At 66.5% G+C, this 18,881-nt stretch carries 17 protein-coding genes; 9 read left to right on the forward strand and 8 right to left on the reverse strand.

From position 1 onward, the window contains the following. The first annotated feature begins 84 nt into the window (after positions 1 to 84). On the forward strand, positions 85 to 1,836 hold the full coding sequence (locus ACWKV7_RS04765; protein WP_483856500.1) for a DUF1302 domain-containing protein: 1,752 nt from the start codon (positions 85 to 87) through the stop codon (positions 1,834 to 1,836). Between the two features lie 17 nt (positions 1,837 to 1,853). Further along, complete coding sequence (locus ACWKV7_RS04770) at positions 1,854 to 3,206, forward strand: DUF1329 domain-containing protein (RefSeq protein WP_483856501.1); 1,353 nt, start codon at positions 1,854 to 1,856, stop codon at positions 3,204 to 3,206. Positions 3,207 to 3,429: 223 nt separating this feature from the next. Here ACWKV7_RS04770 and ACWKV7_RS04775 read toward each other — a convergent pair whose 3' ends face one another. Beyond that, a complete protein-coding gene (locus tag ACWKV7_RS04775; RefSeq protein ID WP_483856502.1) occupies positions 3,430 to 4,050 on the reverse strand; it encodes a TetR/AcrR family transcriptional regulator in 621 nt (206 codons plus the stop codon). A 181-nt stretch (positions 4,051 to 4,231) separates the two neighbouring features. On the opposite strand from ACWKV7_RS04775, the gene ACWKV7_RS04780 reads away from it, so the two are divergent. Both ACWKV7_RS04780 and ACWKV7_RS04785 read left to right on the forward strand, forming a co-directional pair. Further along, entirely contained in the window at positions 4,232 to 5,032 is an 801-nt protein-coding gene (locus ACWKV7_RS04780; RefSeq protein ID WP_483856503.1) for an alpha/beta fold hydrolase, read from the forward strand. Positions 5,033 to 5,129: 97 nt separating this feature from the next. Beyond that, positions 5,130 to 6,011 carry an alpha/beta fold hydrolase gene (locus ACWKV7_RS04785; protein WP_483856504.1) on the forward strand — a complete coding sequence of 294 codons (882 nt, stop codon included), beginning with the start codon at positions 5,130 to 5,132 and terminating at the stop codon, positions 6,009 to 6,011. Positions 6,012 to 6,071: 60 nt separating this feature from the next. Here the strand turns inward: ACWKV7_RS04785 and ACWKV7_RS04790 are convergent, their stop codons facing one another. The 4 genes from ACWKV7_RS04790 to zur form a co-directional block, all read right to left on the reverse strand. Continuing rightward, positions 6,072 to 6,914, reverse strand: coding sequence for a PA5502 family lipoprotein (locus tag ACWKV7_RS04790; protein ID WP_483856505.1), 843 nt, complete (start codon positions 6,912 to 6,914; stop codon positions 6,072 to 6,074). A gap of 179 nt (positions 6,915 to 7,093) precedes the next feature. Then, positions 7,094 to 7,882: a zinc ABC transporter permease subunit ZnuB gene (znuB, locus tag ACWKV7_RS04795; RefSeq protein WP_483856506.1), complete on the reverse strand. Its 789-nt coding sequence runs from the start codon at positions 7,880 to 7,882 to the stop codon at positions 7,094 to 7,096. Then, positions 7,875 to 8,648 (reverse strand): zinc ABC transporter ATP-binding protein ZnuC, encoded by a 774-nt coding sequence (gene znuC, locus ACWKV7_RS04800; protein WP_483856507.1) that lies wholly within the window; start codon positions 8,646 to 8,648, stop codon positions 7,875 to 7,877. The genes znuB and znuC overlap by 8 nt, the downstream gene beginning before the upstream one ends. Next, complete coding sequence (gene zur, locus ACWKV7_RS04805; protein WP_483856508.1) at positions 8,649 to 9,128, reverse strand: zinc uptake transcriptional repressor Zur; 480 nt, start codon at positions 9,126 to 9,128, stop codon at positions 8,649 to 8,651. Between the two features lie 64 nt (positions 9,129 to 9,192). Here zur and ACWKV7_RS04810 point away from each other — a divergent pair, with 64 nt between their 5' ends. From ACWKV7_RS04810 to ACWKV7_RS04820, 3 genes are all read left to right on the forward strand, one after another. Continuing rightward, positions 9,193 to 10,104, forward strand: coding sequence for a zinc ABC transporter substrate-binding protein (locus tag ACWKV7_RS04810; protein WP_483856509.1), 912 nt, complete (start codon positions 9,193 to 9,195; stop codon positions 10,102 to 10,104). A 149-nt stretch (positions 10,105 to 10,253) separates the two neighbouring features. Then, a complete protein-coding gene (locus tag ACWKV7_RS04815; protein ID WP_483856510.1) occupies positions 10,254 to 12,395 on the forward strand; it encodes an adenosylcobalamin-dependent ribonucleoside-diphosphate reductase in 2,142 nt (713 codons plus the stop codon). A gap of 98 nt (positions 12,396 to 12,493) precedes the next feature. Continuing rightward, positions 12,494 to 13,165: a TSCPD domain-containing protein gene (locus ACWKV7_RS04820; RefSeq protein WP_483856511.1), complete on the forward strand. Its 672-nt coding sequence runs from the start codon at positions 12,494 to 12,496 to the stop codon at positions 13,163 to 13,165. Between the two features lie 79 nt (positions 13,166 to 13,244). Here ACWKV7_RS04820 and ACWKV7_RS04825 read toward each other — a convergent pair whose 3' ends face one another. Together ACWKV7_RS04825 and ACWKV7_RS04830 are read right to left on the reverse strand one after the other, a co-directional pair. Next, entirely contained in the window at positions 13,245 to 14,195 is a 951-nt protein-coding gene (locus tag ACWKV7_RS04825) for a homoserine kinase (RefSeq protein ID WP_483856512.1), read from the reverse strand. Positions 14,196 to 14,197: 2 nt separating this feature from the next. Next, entirely contained in the window at positions 14,198 to 14,485 is a 288-nt protein-coding gene (locus ACWKV7_RS04830; RefSeq protein ID WP_483856513.1) for a DUF2782 domain-containing protein, read from the reverse strand. An 86-nt stretch (positions 14,486 to 14,571) separates the two neighbouring features. Between ACWKV7_RS04830 and polA the strand changes: the two genes are divergently transcribed. After that, complete coding sequence (polA, locus tag ACWKV7_RS04835; protein WP_483856514.1) at positions 14,572 to 17,310, forward strand: DNA polymerase I; 2,739 nt, start codon at positions 14,572 to 14,574, stop codon at positions 17,308 to 17,310. A 399-nt stretch (positions 17,311 to 17,709) separates the two neighbouring features. Here the strand turns inward: polA and yihA are convergent, their stop codons facing one another. Then, positions 17,710 to 18,354 carry a ribosome biogenesis GTP-binding protein YihA/YsxC gene (gene yihA / locus ACWKV7_RS04840; protein ID WP_483856515.1) on the reverse strand — a complete coding sequence of 215 codons (645 nt, stop codon included), beginning with the start codon at positions 18,352 to 18,354 and terminating at the stop codon, positions 17,710 to 17,712. Positions 18,355 to 18,544: 190 nt separating this feature from the next. Between yihA and ACWKV7_RS04845 the strand changes: the two genes are divergently transcribed. Further along, positions 18,545 to 18,835 (forward strand): c-type cytochrome, encoded by a 291-nt coding sequence (locus ACWKV7_RS04845; RefSeq protein ID WP_483856516.1) that lies wholly within the window; start codon positions 18,545 to 18,547, stop codon positions 18,833 to 18,835. The last annotated feature ends 46 nt before the right edge of the window (positions 18,836 to 18,881 follow it).

The following is an 18,881-nucleotide window of genomic DNA, read 5'->3' on the forward strand; positions in this document are numbered from 1 at the left end:
TGCGCTTGCCTGGTTACACGACCGAGGGTAGATTTATCGGAACCGATGTTCCGATTCCGATAAAAACAAGCACTGGAGGTCATCGTGGCAACACTCGCAAGGAGCCGGACCCTTACCGGTCTGGCGCTGCTGGCAGCCCTGCCGGCGGCGCAATCATGGGCATTCCAGGTCCGTTCGGGCGACTGGACCACGTCGCTGGATACCACCCTCTCCTACGGTCTGAACTACCGCATGGAAAGCCAGGACCGCCGCCTGATCGCCCGTGCCAACGGCGGCAAGGGCGACAACTCGGCGTTGATCAACTCCGACGATGGCAACCTGAATTTCGAGAAAGGCGAGCTGTTCTCCGAGGTGGCGAAGATTGTCAGCGACTTCGACCTGCGCTACCAGGACACCTACGGCCTGTTCCTGCGCGGCCGGGCGTTCTACGACTTCGAGCTGAAGGACGACGACCGCCGCCACCGCGAGATCAGCGACGACGGCCTGGACGAAGCCGGCGCCGACGCCGAGATCCTCGACGCCTTCATCTACGGCAGTTGGACCGTCCACGACCACGCGCTCAACGCGCGCCTCGGTCGCCAGGTGATCAACTGGGGCGAGGGGCTGTTCTACCAGAACGGCATCGGCGCCACCAATCCCATCGACATCAACGCCCTGCGCGCCCCCGGCTCGGAAGTGAAGGAGGCCTACATGCCGACCTTCATGGCCTACGCCTCCTTCGAACTGCGCGAGAACCTCAGCGTCGAGGCCTACTGGCAGCCCGGCTGGGCCTGGGAGGAATCGCGGGTCGACCCGTGCGGCACCTACTTCTCCACCCTCGACGTGATCGGCGAAGGCTGCGACTACCTGATGCTGCCGCCGCTGCAGGAACAGCTGACCGCCGCCCTGGTGCCCGGCGGGCTTGCCTTCGACAGCCCGGAACTGGCCCAGGCCTATGCCAATGGCCTGCCGGGCATTCCGGCCCTGGCCCTGGTCAAGCAGCTGCTGCCCACCACCTACATTCCTCGCGGACGCGACCTGGAAGGTGACGGCGCACCCCAGTACGGCATGGCCCTGCGCTGGTTCGTCCCGGAGCTGAACGATACCGAGTTCGGCTTCTACTACCTGCGCTACAACATGAACGTACCGATGCTCGGCCTCACGGTCGCCCAGTCGATGGGTGGCTTGCCGATCGCCAATACCTCGCGCTACTACGCCGAGTATCTGGAAAAACGCGACCTCTACGGTTTCAGCTTCAACACCACGGTGCAGGGCGACAACTTCCTCAACGGCCTGTCGCTGGCCGGCGAACTGAGCTACCGGCCCAACGCGCCCATCGCCCTGGGGCTTGGCGAGTACCTGCCCAACGCCCTGTTCGGCACCACAACGGGCCTGAGCGCCGGCACCCGCCTCGACGGCTACCGCGAGAAGGACATGTGGCAGGCCTCGCTGGTGGGCATCTACACCTTCAACAACCTGCTCGGCGCCGACAGCGCCAACCTGTTCGGCGAGGTGGTGGGCAGCCGTGTGCAAGGCCTGGAGTCGAATATCGACTACTACGAGGCCACCAGCAGCGCCTGGGGTGCCCAGACCAGCCTGTCGCTCACCTACAACAACGTGTTCAACCTGATCAACCTGATCCCCAGCGTCAGCTACCAGTACGGCATCAACGGGATCGCGCCGCAGCTCACCAACGGCCTGGTCGAGGAAGCCAAGAGCTACTCCATCGGCGTCGACGCGGTTTACCAGGAAGCCCTGACCTTCGGCGCCAAGTACGTCGGCTACAGCGGCGGCGGTCTGTCGAACAAACGCAGCGACCGTGACTACCTGAGCTTCAACGTCAAATACAGCTTCTAGGAAGGAGGGAGCGCAGCATGAATCATTTTCGACCCGGCCTGCTAACCGCCCTGCTGTTGGGCGCCCCGCTGGCCCTCGCGCAAGTGCCCGCCGACCAGGCCGCGCGCCTCGGCCAGGACCTCACCCCGCTGGGCGCCGAGCGCGCCGGCAACGCCGACGGCAGCATCCCGGCCTGGGACGGCGGTCTGCCGCGCGTGCCCGACGCCAACGACCCCAAGCTCGGCTACAAGGACCCCTACGCCAGCGACCCGGTGCAATTCACCATCACCGCCGCCAATGCCGAGCAGTACCGCGACAAGCTCAGCGCCGGCCAATTGGCCATGCTGACCCGCTTCGCCGAGACTTGGAAGCTGCCGGTCTACCCGAGCCACCGCTCGGCATCCTACCCGGACAGGGTCTACGCCGCCGCCAAGGCCAACGCCACCAGCGCCAAGCTGATCGAGAACGGCAACGGCATCGCCGATTTCCAGAACGCCACGCCCTTCCCGATCCCGCAGTCGGCCCTGGAAGTGCTGTGGAACCACCTGGCGCGCTACCGCGGCGACAGCGTCAAGCGCTACTACGCCCAGGCTGTGCCGCAGGCCGGCGGCGACTACTTCGTCACCAAGATCGAAGACCTGTTCCTGTTCAACGACGACGCCGGCGACTACAGCAAGAGCAACGGCAACGTGCTGTTCTACTTCCGCCAGTCGGTGCTGGCACCGGCGCGCCTGGCCGGCACCGAGCTGCTGGTCCACGAGACCGTCAACCAGGTGCTGGAACCGCGCCTGGCCTGGCTCTACGCCGCCGGCCAGCGCCGCGTGCGGCGCACCCCGCAGGTGGCCTACGACTCCCCCGGCACCGCCTCCGACGGCATGCGCACCACCGACAACTTCGACATGTTCTCCGGCGCACCGGACAAGTACGACTGGGAGCTGCTCGGCAAGAAGGAAATGTACGTGCCGTACAACAGCTACAAGTTCGCCTCCAAGGCCAACAGCTATGCCGACATCGTCAAGCCCGGCCACGTCAACCCCGACCTGCTGCGCTACGAGCCGCACCGTGTCTGGCACGTGCGGGCGACGCTGAAGCCGGGCATGCGCCACCAGTACAAGCAGCGCGACATGTATTTCGACGAGGACAGCTACCAGCTCCTGATGGTCGACCACTATGACAACCGCGACAACCTGTGGCGGGTCGGCGAGTCATACACCATCAACTACTACGACCAGCCGCTGGTCTGGACCAAGGGCGACGCCGTCTACGACCTGATCAGCGGCCGCTACGTGATCGGCATCCTGTCCAACGAAGAACCGCCGGAGCAGTTCGGCATCGAGTTGAAACCCTCGGACTTCACCCCGGCGCAGCTGCGTCGGGACAGCCGGCGGTAAACGAACCCGGCGCTACTGTCGGGCGGCCCTTCCCACGTGCGCGGCAACGTCGAGGGAAGGGCCAGCAACGCGCAGCATGCAGTTTTACAGGCACAAGGACGTGCATTTTTTAATCGGTAAGCGCGCGGAGAAGAAATAACAGAGGATGCGGCAAGACAGACTTGCGCGACATGAAAGTATACCCGGCGCCAGCCGGGAAATAGCGGAGAGATAAAACAGCGAATTAATCGGCGGGCACTTCCAGATAACTCAGGATAAGCCGGGAAAGTTCTCCCGGAATATCGCTGCCGGCGGTAATACCGAGCGTGCCGGTCATGGTGTAGTAATTCATGCTGGCTAATAACAGATGCGCCGCCAGATCGGTGGCCTGGATGGGATTGGGATGATGGATCGCGTGTTGCCGGGCCAGGGCGATCCGGCAGAAGGCCTGGCCGACATAGGCGTTGAGCTGATGGAAGCGCTCGCGGAACTGCAAGTCGGCAGAGCTGCGGCGGATCAGGGCGCGCAGCAGGCCGTCGCGGCGGGCGAACAGGGCGATCAGCGTGCGGATGAAGCTTTCCACCTGCTCCCGCGGGGCCAGGTCGCCGGCCAGCAGGTCTTCCACAGCCTCGTCGATGGCGCTGCGGCTTTCCTCGACGAAACGCGCATGCACGGCGTAGAGCAGAATGTCCTTGTCGCCCAGCAGCCGATAGAAAGTACCGACCGAAGACTGCGCGAGTTGTGCAATCTTGGAAATCCCGGTTTCTTCGAAAGTATTGTTGGCGAGCAACTCGGCAGCCACATTGAGAAAACGTTCGAGGGCCTGTTTGCTGCGAGCTTGGGGAGGACTGACGAGGCTGTGCATACTGAATTCCTGAACGGTAGCGCAAGGATTCTAATTTCTTTGGCAGGGCATGGCAAATAACCGCTGGGCATGTTCCTCGCGGTCTGAATAGCACGATGTTCAGGAAATAATTAATGCCTCGCTACAACTAAGCGGAGCACGGTGTTTATTTGCCTGAAGTTAATAACGCAGGAGATCGCGCATGGAGTATTTGCAATTAACTAACGGCCGCTTCGGTTATATCCGCAAAGGCCAGGGCACGCCGGTGCTGTTGCTGCACGGACTGGGCTCCTCGCTGCTCGACTGGCAACCACAGATCGACCACCTCTCCCGCCTGTGCCAGGTCCACGCGCTGGACCTGCGCGGCCACGGCGCCAGCGAACCGGTGCGCCACGAACTGCGGGTGGAAGACATGGCGGCGGACGTCGCCGAGTTCATCCAGGCCATGCAGATCCGGCCGTGCATCATCGTTGGCGTGTCCATGGGCGGCATGGTCGGCTTCCAGTTGCTCGCCAGCTATCCCGGCATCGCCCGCGGGCTGGTGGCGATCAACAGCGCACCGAGCTTCCCGCTGGACTCCTTCGCCCTGCGCTGCCAGGTGTTCCTGCGCCTGGCTCTGATCCGCCTGCTCGGCCTGCGCACCCTCGGCCGCCTGCTGGCGCACAAGCTGTTTCCCCATGTCGAGCAGGCGGGGCTGCGGGCGCAGATCGCCGAGCGCATCGCGCGCAACGACCGCCTCTCGTACCTGTACGCCCTGCGCGCCATCCTCGGCTGGTCGGCCTTGCCGGCGGTGCGCGAGGTCAGCACGCCGATGCTGATCATCTCCGGAGACCGCGACTACACGCCGCTGAGCTACAAGCAGGACTATGTGAAGCAGTTGCGCAACGCCCGCCTCGTGGTGATCGCGGACTCCGGCCACGCCACACCGCTGGACCAGCCGGCCCAGCTCAACCGGCTGCTCGAACAGTTCATCGCCAACCACAGCGGCGCCACGGCTTCCTGAGCCCAGACGGGGCGGAACGCGGCGGCACGCGCCCATCGCCTGACGCCGCCAGCGCCGACGTTTACACTAGCGGCGGTTCAATCCGCGGCGCCTGTCCATGCACCTGATTCCCTGGTCCCACCCCTGTTCCACCGGCTTCACCCTGCGCGGCTGGCATAGCCAGCCATCGGGCAAGCCATTGCTGCACTTCCTGCACGGCAACGGCTTCTGCGGGCGCACCTACGAACCCCTGCTGCAACGGCTCGCCGACGACTTCGACCTCTGGCTGTGCGATGTCCAGGGCCATGGCGACAGCGATCACGGCGGTCGTTTCCGCGGCTGGAACCGCAGCGCCGAGCTGGCGGTGGAAGCCTTCGAGGCCGGGCGAGCCCGGTTCGGCGAAGTGCCGCGCTTCGCCGTCGGGCACAGCTTCGGCGGCGTGCTCACCAGCCTGGTGCTGGCTCGCCACAAGGAACTGTTCGAACGTGCCGTGCTACTCGATCCGGTGCTGTTCACCCCGGCCCTGATCGGCGTGATGGTGCTCTCCGACGCCGTCGGCCTGTATCGCCGCAACACCATGGCGACCAAGGCCCGTGCCCGCCGGCGCCACTGGCCGGACCGCGCGGCGGCGTACAACGGCCTGCATGGCCGCGGCATGTTCAAGGGCTGGGCCGACGAAGCGCTGCTGGCCTATGTCGACCACGCGCTGAAGGACGCGGAAGACGGCGGCGTCGAACTGAAATGCCGGCCGAGCCGCGAAGCGGAAATCTTCGGTTCCTTCCCCAAGCGCCTGTGGCCGTCGCTGGCCAAGGTACGCACGCCGACCCGCGTGCTCTACGGTCAGCAGAGCTACGAGTTCGTCGGCAAGTCGGTGGCCCGCTGGTGTGCAGCGAACCCGTTCGTCAGCGGCCAGGTGGTCGCCGGCGGACATTGCTTCATGCAGGAATTCCCGCAGGACAGCGCCGAGCGGACAGCGGACTTCCTGCTGCGGCGCGACTGACCAACAGGCTATCCGTGTAGGGGCGAATTCATTTGCCCCTACCAGAGCGCCGTTCGATCTTCAGCGCCGTGGGCTGAGCAGCAGGCGCGGCGGCTGTTCCGGTTTGAGGGACGGGTTGAGGCTGAGGGCGAAGCCCGGATCGAGCTTCTTCACCCGCGCGCTGAGCAGGGCGGCGACCCACTGGTAATCCTTGGCCTCGCGCACTTCCACCCGTACCGCGCAGTCGAAGCCGACCACATCGGCAGCAACGCTGTCGAGCAGATTGCGCAGCCCCTGGTTGTCCTGGTAGTCGAGCATCGGCAAGGGTACCGCGCTGCTGGCGGCGCTCGGGTCGATCAGCCTGGCGCGCGGCGCGGCGGCGACACGGGGGCGCTCCACCGGCACCTCGGTCACCTGCTCGGCCTGGCTCGATGCCGCCTGGCGTTCGGCGGCCAGTCGCGCCTGGCGGGCCTGCTCGTCGCGCGCCGCCGCTTCCCGGGCGGCCGCCGCGCGAGCCCGCTCGGCGGCCCGCAGGGAGGCCTCGCGGGCCTCGGCGATGGCGTCATCCAGCCCGGTGGTCAGCGCCGGCGCCTGCGGCATCAGCGCGCGGGCATCGCCGAGCGCGCGGGTGGCAGTGTCCAGGTCGCCCTGCTGCAACGCCTGCTGGCCCCGCTGCATATAGGCTTCGGCCAGTTGGCGCCGGTACTGCTCGAGACGGGTGTCGCCGGCGGTGCGGGTCTGCAACGTCTGCAAGCGGCTCTGCGCCTCGTCGAGTCGGCCGGCATCGAGGCTCAGCTCGACCTGGCGAAAGGCATCGACCAGTTCGTCGGTGGGCGGTGGCGGCGCCTGGCGGGCGCTCTGGCAGGCGCCGAGCAGCAGGGTGAACGCCAGGACAGTCAGAGTGCGGGAAGCGAACGGCAGCATTGCGATGGGTTCCGAATTGCGCAAAAAACGCGCAAGTCTACACTGCCGCCCTAGCCGGACCCAACCCATCGACGCGCTGAATCGGCCAAATGCGCGGATCGCTATGTTTCGCGGCGCTCAGGCGAACGCAGGGCAGACGAAGCCCGCCGGGCACGAAGCGGCCAATACCGGTTCCCGCCCTACGCCCGTCGCCGCGGCAGGGCGAAGCTGAACAGGAACAGCGCAGCGGCGCTGACCACGATGGACGGACCGGCCGGAGTGTCCTGGTACCAGGACAGCGACAGCCCGGCGCAGACCGCCAGCAACCCGAGCAGGCTCGCACCGATGGCCATCTGCTCCGGCGTGCGGGCATGGCGCTGGGCGGCGGCGGCGGGAATGATCAGCAGCGAGGTGATCAGCAGCACGCCGACGATCTTCATCGCCACCGCGATGACCACCGCGATCAGCAACATCAGCGCCAGGCGGATCGCCGCCACTGGCAGGCCCTCGACCCGGGCCAGCTCCTCATGCACGGTAATCGCCAGCAGCGGCCGCCATAGCGGCACCAGCACCAGCAGCACCAGCGCGCTGCCGCCGAGAATCCAGGCCAGTTCGCTCGGCCCCACCGCCAGCAGGTCGCCAAACAGGTAGCCCATCAGGTCGACGCGCACATCGCGCATGAAGCTCAACACCACCAGGCCGAGCGACAGCGTGCTATGGGCGAGAATGCCCAGCAGCGTATCGGAGGCCAGCGGCTGGCGGCTTTGCAGGGTTACCAGCAGCACCGCCAGCAGCACGCAGCCGACGGTCACCGCCAGGGTCGGGCTGACGTCGAGCATCAGCCCCAGCGCCACGCCGAGCAGGGCGGCGTGGGACAGGGTGTCGCCGAAATAAGCCATGCGCCGCCAGACCACGAAGGAGCCGAGCGGGCCGGCCACCAGGGCCAGGCCGAGGCCGGCGAGCAAGGCATTGAGCAGGAAATCATCCATGGTTGCAGTCGGGCCCGTGCACGTGGAGTTTGCCGGTCACCACGCCGCCGTGCAGGTCATGGGCGTGGTCGTGATGGTGGTGGTAGATCGCCAGGCTGCGGGCATCGCGGCCGAACAGTTCGACGAAAGCCGGGTCGCCGCTGACCTGCTCCGGATGCCCGGAGCAGCAGACATGGCGGTTCAGGCAGACCACCTGGTCGGTGGTGCTCATCACCAGATGCAGGTCGTGGGAGACCATCAGCACACCGCAGCCATGGCGGTCGCGCAGGCGGGTGATCAGCCGGTACAACTCGGCCTGCCCGGCGACATCGACGCCCTGCACCGGCTCGTCGAGCACCAGCAGTTCGGGCTGGCGCAGCAGCGCGCGAGCCAGCAGCACACGCTGCAACTCGCCGCCGGAAATGCCCTGCAAGGGGCTTTCGAGCACCTGCTCGGCGCCGACCTCCGCCAGTGCTGCGGCGGCCTTGGCACGATCAACCCCCGGCACCAGGCGCAGGAAGCGCAGCACCGAGAGCGGCAGGGTCGCATCCACGTGCAGCTTCTGCGGCATATAGCCGATGCGCAGCTTCGGCTTGCGCCAGACGCTGCCGCTGTCCGGCTTCAGCAGGCCGAGCACGGCGCGCACCAGGGTGGTCTTGCCGGCACCGTTGGGGCCGATCAGGGTGACGATCTCCCCCGGGCGCACCTGCAGGCTGGCGTCCTGCAATACCGCTTGCCCGGCGAATGCGACGCTCACCCGTTCCAGGCGAATCAGTTCAGCGCTCATTCAGTGCTCCCGGCAGGCGGCGCAGAGACCGACCACTTCCACGGTCTGGCTTTCCACGGCGAACCCCACGCTGCCGGCGCCGGCGACGATGGCATCGCTGATCGCCGCCTGCTCCAGCTCGACGGCCGCATGGCATTGCCGGCAGATGAGGAACTGGCCCTGGTGGGCATGTTCGGGATGGCTGCAGCCGACGAAGGCATTGAGCGAGGCGATGCGATGCACCAGGCCGTTTTCCAACAGGAAATCCAGCGCCCGGTAGACGGTCGGCGGCGCCGCGCGACGGCCGTCGGTTTCGCTCAACACGGCAAGAATGTCGTAGGCACCGAGCGGCTTGTGGCTTTGCCAGACCAGCTCCAGCACGCGCCGGCGCAACGCGGTCAGGCGCACGCCCTGGCGCTCGCAGAGCGCATCGGCTTCGCTCAGCGCACTGTGCACGCAGTGGGAATGATCATGGGGACGACAGGCCAGGGGAGTTTTCATCGGACCACGACGCAGGGAAAAAGAGACGTTATTCTATAACTCTTTTGCTCTGGATGCTGCTGCCGTGCCCCGCCTTTTCGCTGTCTTGTTGTTTTGTCTCTGCGCCTGCTCGGCCCAGGCCGACGTGCGCCTGCTCACCAGCATCAAGCCGCTGCAACTGATCGCCGCCGCGGTGCAGGACGGCGTCGGCCAGCCCGAGGCGCTGCTGCCGCCGGGCTCTTCGCCGCATCACTACGCGCTGCGCCCGTCGGACATGCGACGGGTGGCCGAGGCCGAGCTGTTCTACTGGATCGGGCCGGACATGGAAAGCTTCCTGCCCCGCGTGCTCGCCAGTCGCCGGTCACCGAGCCTGGCCGTGCAGGAACTGCCAGGCCTGCATCTGCGGCATTTCGGCGAGGACGAGGAACATGCGCCGCAGGAACACGAGCAGGAGCACGACCATGACCATCGCCCCGGCAGCGTCGACCTGCACCTCTGGCTGCTGCCGGCCAACGCCCGGGGCATCGCCGCGCGCATGGCCGCCGACCTGGCCGCCGCCGACCCGGCCAATGCCACCCGCTACCAGGCCAACCTGAAGGCATTCGACGAGCGCCTGGATGCGCTCGACCAGCGCCTGAACACACGTTTCGCCGCGCTGCGGGACAAGCCGTTCTTCGTCTTCCACGAAGCCTACGACTACTTCGAGGCCGCTTACGGCCTGGAACATGCCGGGGTGTTCAGCGTGCTCGGCGAAGTACAGCCCGGCGCTCGCCACGTCGCCGCCATGCGCCAGCACCTGCAACAGGCCGGCCCCAGCTGCGTGTTCAGCGAACCGCCGCTGCGCCCGCGCCTGGCGCAGACCCTCAGCACGGGCCTGCCGGTGCAGCTGGCGGAGCTGGACCCGCTGGGCATTGACCTAGCCGTCGATGCCCGGGGCTACGAGCGCCTGCTGGAGCAACTGGCCGAGGGCCTGGCGGGCTGCCTGGAATCACTCTGAGCGCTATCGGCGCCGACCGGGCGACCTGCACAAGCGCGTCAGAAACGCTATGGTGAACACAGCAGCCGTGGCTGTTGCGCGCGACGCCGCAAGGCGTCGTGGGTACGCGGCTGCTCCTGGCAGATGAGGGTCTGCAACGGGGGCAGCCCATGGCGAAAAGCAGCGAAACCACCCAGGCCCCGGCGGCGGATATCGCCCTGCAGGCCGCAGCCGTGGACATCTGGGAGCAGAAGTACCGGCTGCGCGACCGCGACGGCACGCCGCTCGACGCCGATATCGACGGCACCTGGCAACGCGTCGCCCGCGCCCTGGCCGAGGTCGAGGCGCCGGCGCTGCGCGATCACTGGCACGGCCAGTTCCTCTGGGCCCTGCGCAACGGCGCCATTCCCGCCGGGCGCATCGTCGCCAATGCCGGCGCCCAGGCCTGCAAGCCGGCCACCTCGACCATCAACTGCACGGTGTCCGGCAGTATCGCCGACGCCATGGAAGACATTCTCGCCAAGCTCGCCGAAGCCGGTCTGACGCTCAAGGCCGGCTGCGGCATCGGCTACGAGTTCTCTACCCTGCGCCCACGCGGCGCGTTCGTTTCCGGGGCCGGTGCGCACACCAGCGGGCCGCTGTCATTCATGGATATCTTCGACAAGATGTGCTTCACCGTCAGCTCCGCCGGCGGCCGCCGCGGCGCGCAGATGGCCACCTTCGACGTCGCCCATCCGGACGTTCGCGAGTTCATCCGCGCCAAGCGGGAGAACGGCCGGCTGCGTCAGTTCAACCTCAGCCTGCTGATCAGCGACGCGTTCATGCAGGCGGTGGAAAGCGACGCCGACTGGCCGCTGGTGTTTCCGGTACATCCCCGCGAGCGCGAGCGGCTGGACCTGCACGACCCGGCCCAGGTGATCTGGCGCGACTGGCCGCTGCGCGACGGCTACAGCGTCGCCACGGACGGCCGGGTGGCCTGCAAGGTCTACGGCAGCGTCAAGGCCCGCCACCTGTGGGACATGCTGATGGCCGCCACCTACGACTACGCGGAGCCGGGCTTCATCCTCATCGACCGGGTCAACCAGTTGAACAACAATTGGTGGTGCGAGGAAATCCGCGCGACCAATCCCTGCGGCGAACAACCGCTACCGCCCTACGGCTCCTGCCTGCTCGGCTCGATCAACCTGACGCGCTTCGTCGAGCAGCCGTTCGGCGAGCAGGCGCGCTTCGACTGGGATCGTTTCCGCCAGGTGGTGCGCATCTTCACTCGCCTGCTGGACAACGTGGTCGAGGTGCACGGCCTGCCGCTGCCCCGGCAACAGGAGGAGATCCTGCGCAAGCGCCGCCACGGCATGGGCTTCCTCGGCCTGGGCTCGACACTGACGATGCTCAGGCTGCGCTATGGCAGCCCCGCGGCCTGCGTGTTCACCGAAGAAGTGGCGCGGGAAATGGCCCTGACCGGCTGGCAGGTGGGCCTGGAGCTGGCGCGGGAAAAGGGTCCCGCGCCGCTGCTCGCCGAAGAGTTCGAGATCAGCGACGCGATGCTGCGTCAGCGACCCGAGCTGGCCGCCGATGGCCACCGGGCCGGCGACCACCTGCCCGGCCGCGTGCTGCACGCGCGCTACTCGCGCTACATGCAGCGCCTCGCCGAGCATGCGCCGGAACTGGTGGAAGCACTGGCCGCCGAGGGCGCGCGCTTCACCCACCACAGCTCCATCGCACCCACTGGCACCATCAGCCTGAGCCTGGCCAACAACGCCTCCAACGGCATCGAGCCGAGCTTCGCCCATCACTACTCACGCAACCTGATCCGCGCCGGGCGCAAGACCAAGGACAAGGTGGAAGTATTCAGCTACGAGCTGCTGGCCTATCGGGCGCTGGTCAATCCGCGCGCCCGGCCCGGCTCGCCGGACCCTGCCGAGTGCCTGCCCGACTACTTCGTCAGCAGCGAGGACATCGGCCCTACCGAGCACGTGGACATCCAGGCGGCGGCGCAGAAGTGGGTGGACTCGTCGATCTCCAAGACCGCCAACGTGCCCACCGACTATCCGTTCGAAGCGTTCAAGGACATCTACCGCTACGCCTGGCGCCAGGGCCTGAAGGGCTGCACCACCTTTCGCTTCAACCCGGCGGCGTTCCAGGGCGTGCTGGTGAAGGACACCGACCTGGCGCGCACCCGCTACCGCTTCGAGCTTGAAGACGGCAGCGTGGTGGAACTGCGCGGCGACGAAGAGGTTGAGTACGACGGCGAAGTGCACAGCGCCGCCAACCTGTTCGATGCCCTCAAGGAGGGTTACTACGGCAAGTATTGAGGCACCCTGGGGTGGGTCAGGCGCGCCACCTGCGGGGTCGAAATGCAAGCGGAAGAGTAGCGGCGCGCCGTAACCCACAAGCGGACTGCCCGAACACCATGGCCATCAAGATCGACAAGCGCATCAAGAGTTTCAAGGTCGTCGACGATACCCTCGCGCCACCCGGCGAGAGCGCCCCGGTGCAGATGGATGAAAGCCTGCAACGTCCGGAAGCACTGGTCGGCGTCACCTACAAGATCAAGTCGCCGCTGTTCGAGCACGCGCTCTACGTAACCATCAACGACGTACTGCTCAACCCCGGCACGCCGCACGAACAACGCCGACCCTTCGAAATCTTCATCAACTCCAAGGGCATGGAGCACTTCCAGTGGATCGTCGCGCTCACCCGCATCATGTCGGCGGTGTTCCGCAAGGGCGGCGACTGCACCTTCCTGGTGGAGGAGCTGAAGGCCGTGTTCGACCCGCGCGGCGGCTACCTCAAGCGCGGCGGAGTCTACATGCCCTCGCTGGTGGCGGAGATCGGCGCGGTGGTGGAGCGCCACCTGATCGATATCGGCCTGCTGAAGGGCCAGGCGCTGGACGAAACGCAACGCAACTACCTGCTGGAAAAGCGCGCCGCCTACGAAGCCAGCCAGAACGCCGAAGCGGTCGAGCCCGGCGAAGGCTTTCCGCCCGGCGCACAGCTCTGCGGCAAGTGCCACACCCAGGCAGTGGTGCAACTGGAGGGCTGCGCCACCTGCCTGAACTGCGGTTATTCGAAGTGCGGGTGAGCGCGCAAATCACACCCGATCGAGACGTCTCGGCCTGAGGCACGGCGGGCCTCCCGACCGGCGTTCTCGCGGGGCCTGCCTACAGCGCGAACGGCAATGCCACATCCACCCTTTGGCGCATGGCCAGGCGCCGGCGGAACTCCTCGGGGTCGTGCACCAGCACCTGCTGGCCGGCGAAGGACTCGGCGGCGATCAGGCGCGACAGCCAGAAGCGCACGCAGGCGATGCGCAGCATCGCCGGCCACAGCTCGGCCTCGGCGGCGGTGAAGCGGCGCAGCGCGGCATAGGCGCCGAGCAGTGCCTGGGCGCGGTGGGCATCCAGGCTGCCGTCGGCCTGCGAACACCAGTCGTTCAGCGTGATCGCCAGGTCGTAAAGCATCGGCCCCGAGCAGGCGTTGTAGAAGTCGATCACCCCGGACAGGTGGTTGCCGTCGAACAGCACGTTGTCGCGAAACAGATCGGCGTGCAGGTTGGCCCGCGGCAGCGCCAGCACTTTGCCCTTGAGCGCGGCGATTTCGGCCAGCGCCTCTCGCATCAATGGCAGGTGCTGTTCCGGCAATTGCAGGGCCAGGCTCGGGCCTTCCGCCAGCATCCAGTCGAGGCCGCGGTCGCTCTTGCGTTCGATGATGCGCTCGCGCGTCGCCAGGTGCAGGCGCGCCAGCAACGTGCCGACTTCGCCGCAATGGTGGGCATTGGGCGCCGCGACGTGCTTGCCGGGCAGGCGCGGCTGCAGCAGCGCCGGCTTCTCGGCCAGTTCGCGGAGGGCCACGCCGTCGACGGTGCGCAGCGCAAAGGGCACCGGCAGCTCGGCCTCGTGCAGCACGTCGAGCAGCTCGATGAAGAACGGCAGGTCCTGCCAGGGGCCGCGTTCGACCAGGGTCAGGACGTACTCGCCCTGCTCCAGGCTGACGAAGAAATTGCTGTTCTCGCTGCCCGCGGCAATGCCCTGGAAGTCGCGCAGACGACCGAGCCCGTAGGGTTCGAGGAAGGTTTCCAGCTCATGACGCTCAAGGGGTGTGAAGACGGACATAGTTACCAGCTAAAGATTTCCCAGGCCGGAATCAACATATCCGGCTGATCGGAACGGACGAAATTGCCATCGCTGCCATCGGCACGCACCAGGAAGTAAGGCTTGCCGCTCTTCGGCACCACCTTGATGGCGTAGAGAAAGCCGTTGACCCGATATTCGTGAATGGTCTTGTCGCCTTCCTGGCGAATGGTGACGTCCGGTTCGGCGCCGGGCGCATCGTCCGCGGCAACGGCCAGGACCGGGGGCAGCGCCAACAGGCTGGCCAGCAGCAGGCGATTGAGTATGCGCATGTTAACCTTGTCCCTTTGCCGTCAATGGTCCGGTCATTCTAGCAGTCTGCCGGCCCCCGCTACCGCCGAAAAGGTTGATCCCGCTCATGAGCCAAGCTCCTCTCGTCCTGGTGGACGGTTCCTCCTACCTGTATCGCGCCTTCCATGCCCTGCCGCCGCTGACCACCTCCACCGGGCTGCCCACCGGCGCGGTGAAGGGCGTGCTGAACATGCTGCTGTCCTTGCGCAAGCAATATCCGGACAGCCCGTTCGCGGTGGTGTTCGATGCCAAGGGGCCGACCTTCCGCGACGAGTTGTTCGAGCACTACAAGTCCCACCGCCCGCCGATGCCGGACGAGCTGCGCGTGCAGATCGAACCGCTGCACGGCTGCGTGCGTGCCCTGGGCCTGCCGCTGTTGTGCGTGGACGGGGTGGAAGCCGACGACGTGATCGGCACCCTGTCCCGCCAATGCGCCGCCGAGGGCCGCGAGGTGGTGATCTCCACCGGCGACAAGGACATGGCACAGCTGGTGGACGGCCACGTTACCCTGGTCAACACCATGACCGGTAGCCGTCTGGACGTCGCTGGCGTGGAAGAGAAATTCGGTGTCGGTCCGGAGCTGATCATCGACTACCTGGCGTTGATGGGCGACAAGGTGGACAACATTCCCGGCGTGCCCGGCGTCGGCGAAAAGACCGCCCTGGGGCTGCTGGTCGGCGTCGGCGGCGGCCTCGACGTGCTCTACGCCAACCTCGACAAGGTGCCCGGCCTGCCCATTCGCGGCGCCAAGTCGCTGCCGGCCAAGCTCGAGGAACACCGCGAGATGGCCTACCTCTCGTACCAGCTGGCCACCATCAAGACCGACGTGCCGCTGAACGTGCAGATCGCCGAGCTACAGCCTGGCGAGCCCAATCGCGAGGCGTTGATCGAGCTTTACCGCACCCTGGAATTCCGCACCTGGCTCGACGCCCTGCTGCGCGAAGCCAAGGCCGATGGCGAACCGACACCGGCCGCCGAAGCGACGGCCGCCAGCGAAACGCAATATGAGGTGGTGTTGGAGCAGGCGCAGTTCGACGCCTGGCTGGCCAGGCTGCAGGCTGCGCCGCTGTTCGCCTTCGACACCGAGACCACCGGCCTGGATGCCCAGCAGGCGCACCTGGTCGGCGTGTCCTTCGCGGTCGACGCCCACCAGGCCGCCTACGTGCCGCTGGCCCACTCCTACATGGGCGTGCCCGAGCAACTGGACCGCGACAGCGTGCTCGCCGCGCTCAAGCCGCTGCTGGAGGACCCGCGCAGGGCCAAGGTAGCCCAGCACGGCAAGTACGACATGAACGTGCTGGTGCGCTACGGCATCGAGGTGCAGGGCCTGACCTTCGACACCATGCTCGAATCCTATGTGCTCGACTCCACCGCCACCCGCCACGACATGGACAGCCTGGCGCTGAAGTACCTCGGCCAGGGCACCGTGCGCTTCGAGGACATCGCCGGCAAGGGCGCCAAGCAGCTGACCTTCGACCAGATCTCCCTGGAGCAGGCGGGCCCCTACGCGGCGGAAGATGCCGACGTCACGCTGCGCCTGCACCAGTGCCTGTGGCAGAAGCTGCAGGCCATTCCCAGCCTGGCCAAGGTACTCACCGACATCGAGATGCCGCTGGTACCGGTGCTGGCGCGCATCGAGCGCCAGGGCGCGCTGGTCGACGCTCGCCTGCTCGGCCAGCAGAGCCTGGAGCTGGGCGAGAAGATGGTCGAGCTCGAGCGCCAGGCCTACGAACTGGCCGGCGAGGAATTCAACCTCGGCTCGCCCAAGCAACTGTGCGCCATCCTCTACGAGAAGCTCGGCCTGCCGGTGATCGCCAAGACCGCCACCGGCCAGCCGTCGACCGCCGAGGCGGTGCTCGCCGAACTCGCCGAGCAGGACTTCCCGCTGCCCAAGGTGATCATGCAGTACCGCACCGTGAGCAAGCTGAAGAGCACCTACACCGACCGCCTGCCGGAGCAGATCAACCCGCGCACCGGGCGCATCCACACTAGCTATCACCAGGCGGTGGCCGCCACCGGCCGACTGTCCTCCAGCGACCCGAACCTGCAGAACATCCCGATCCGCACCGCCGAGGGGCGGCGCATCCGCCAGGCCTTCGTCGCACCCAACGGCTACAAGCTGCTGGCCGCCGACTACTCGCAGATCGAGCTGCGCATCATGGCTCACCTGGCCAAGGACGAGGGCCTGCTGGACGCCTTCCGCCACGACCGCGACGTGCACCGCGCCACCGCCGCCGAGGTGTTCGGCCTGCCACTGGACGAAGTCAGCAATGACCAGCGGCGCAAGGCCAAGGCGATCAACTTCGGCCTGATCTACGGCATGAGCGCCTTCGGCCTGGCCAAGCAGATCGGCGTCGAGCGCAAGGAGGCCCAGGCCTACATCGACCGTTACTTCGCCCGCTACCCCGGCGTGCTCGCCTACATGGAGCGCACCCGCGAGCAGGCGGCTCAGCAGGGCTACGTCGAGACGCTGTTCGGGCGACGCCTGTACCTGCCGGAGATCAATTCGAAGAACGGCGCCATGCGCAAGGCCGCCGAACGCACCGCGATCAACGCACCGATGCAGGGCACCGCGGCGGACATCATGAAGCGCGCCATGGTGGCGGTGGACGACTGGCTCGGCGAGTCCGGGCTGGATGCCAAGGTCATCCTGCAAGTGCACGATGAACTGGTCATCGAGGTGCGCGAGGACCTGGTGGAGCTCGTGCGCGAGGCCGTTCGTCCGCTGATGAGCGGAGCCGCGCAACTGGATGTGCCGCTGCTGGTTGAGGTCGGTGTCGGCGCCAACTGGGACGAGGCGCACTGACCGCGAGCAACCGTCCGGTCCCCGCCAGCCCCCGTCAGCACTCGGCTTGCGGGGGCTGGCTGCGTCTCGCTCGGTGCGCCGATCATGGGCGTCCCCGCCCCGTCTTGCCAGGCCATGCCAGGTGGGAACGGGATGGTCGCGGTGACCTTCCATGCACCGGTTCGGGGCAGACGGCACGGCGGCGGCAACGCCGTGCTGAACTTTTCTTTCGGGCGGTCAGTCAGAGCTTTTACGAAATGGTTGAAAGACCTTTTCGATGCTCCTTGTTGTGTTAAGTGTTGGCAGATATCTGGGCCCCGCCCTAGCGGTCCAGACTTAAACCCCGAACTTCCCCCTCCCCCATACGAAGTTCGGGGTTTTTTTTGCCTGCTGTTTGCCCATCGCAACGGGCATCGCCAATCAGGACTCCGCGTCGGCTTGCGGCTCCTCCAGTAGTCCCAGCCAACCTGCCAGGACTTCATGGGCCTCGTCGATGCCCTGGCGCTTCGGCGCCGAGAACAACTGCACGCTGACCCCCTCGCCCCAACCCTGGCGAATGTCGCGCTGCACCTTCAACAGGGCGTTCTTCGCCGCGCCGAAGGCCAGCTTGTCGGCCTTGGTCAGCAGGACATGCATGGGCATGCCGCTGGCGGCGGACCAGTCGAGCATCAGCCGGTCGAAGTCGGTCAGCGGATGGCGGATGTCCATCATCAGGACCACACCCACCAGGCTTTCGCGGCTGCCCAGGTAGGCCTCCAGGTGGCGCTGCCAGTGCTGCTTGAGCGGGATCGGCACCTTGGCATAGCCGTAGCCCGGCAGGTCGACCAGGCGACGCTGGTCGTCCAGGCGGAAGAAGTTGAGCAACTGGGTTCGCCCCGGTGTCTTCGAGGTGCGCGCCAGGCTGGCGTGGGTCAGGGTATTCAGCGCGCTGGACTTGCCGGCGTTGGAACGCCCGGCGAAAGCCACTTCGAAGCCCTGGTCGTCCGGGCATTGGTCGACTTTGGCGGCGCTGATCATGAAGGCGGCCTGCTGACACAGGCCGAGGATCGGATTCTTGAATGACATTGAGGCGTTCCAAGGTGCGACGCGGTGTCGCAGGGGGCTGTTTCGTTTCCGTTTCGGCGACGCCAGTATATAATGCCGCAGATTTTGTGTGCGCTTTGTCCCACACGAGGGACGAACAGCCAAGGGGAACGATAACTACCTTTCGCGCCTAGAACGCGATGCGTTCCCAGCCCCTGATGAGGTCGATCCCATGAAAAAAATGCTGCTTGCTGCTGGTGTCATTCTGCTCTCTTGCAACGCCCAGGCCGCCCAGGATCCCGAAGCCGTGTTCAACCGGGCCTGCACCGCCTGCCACAGCGGTCAACTGCCGATGGCCCCGAAGAAGGGCGATGCCGCCGCCTGGGCCCCGCGCCTGGAGAAAGGCATGGATACCCTGGTCAAGCATGTGACCGAAGGCTTCAACGCCATGCCGCCGCGCGGCCTCTGCATGGATTGCAGCGCCGAGGACTACCAGGCCGTCATCGAGTGGATGAGCAAGTAATTCGCGCCCGAACCCCTTTCCCTTTTAGCCGTTAGTTGGATGAGCT

The organism is Zestomonas ipomoeae, from assembly GCF_057128665.1.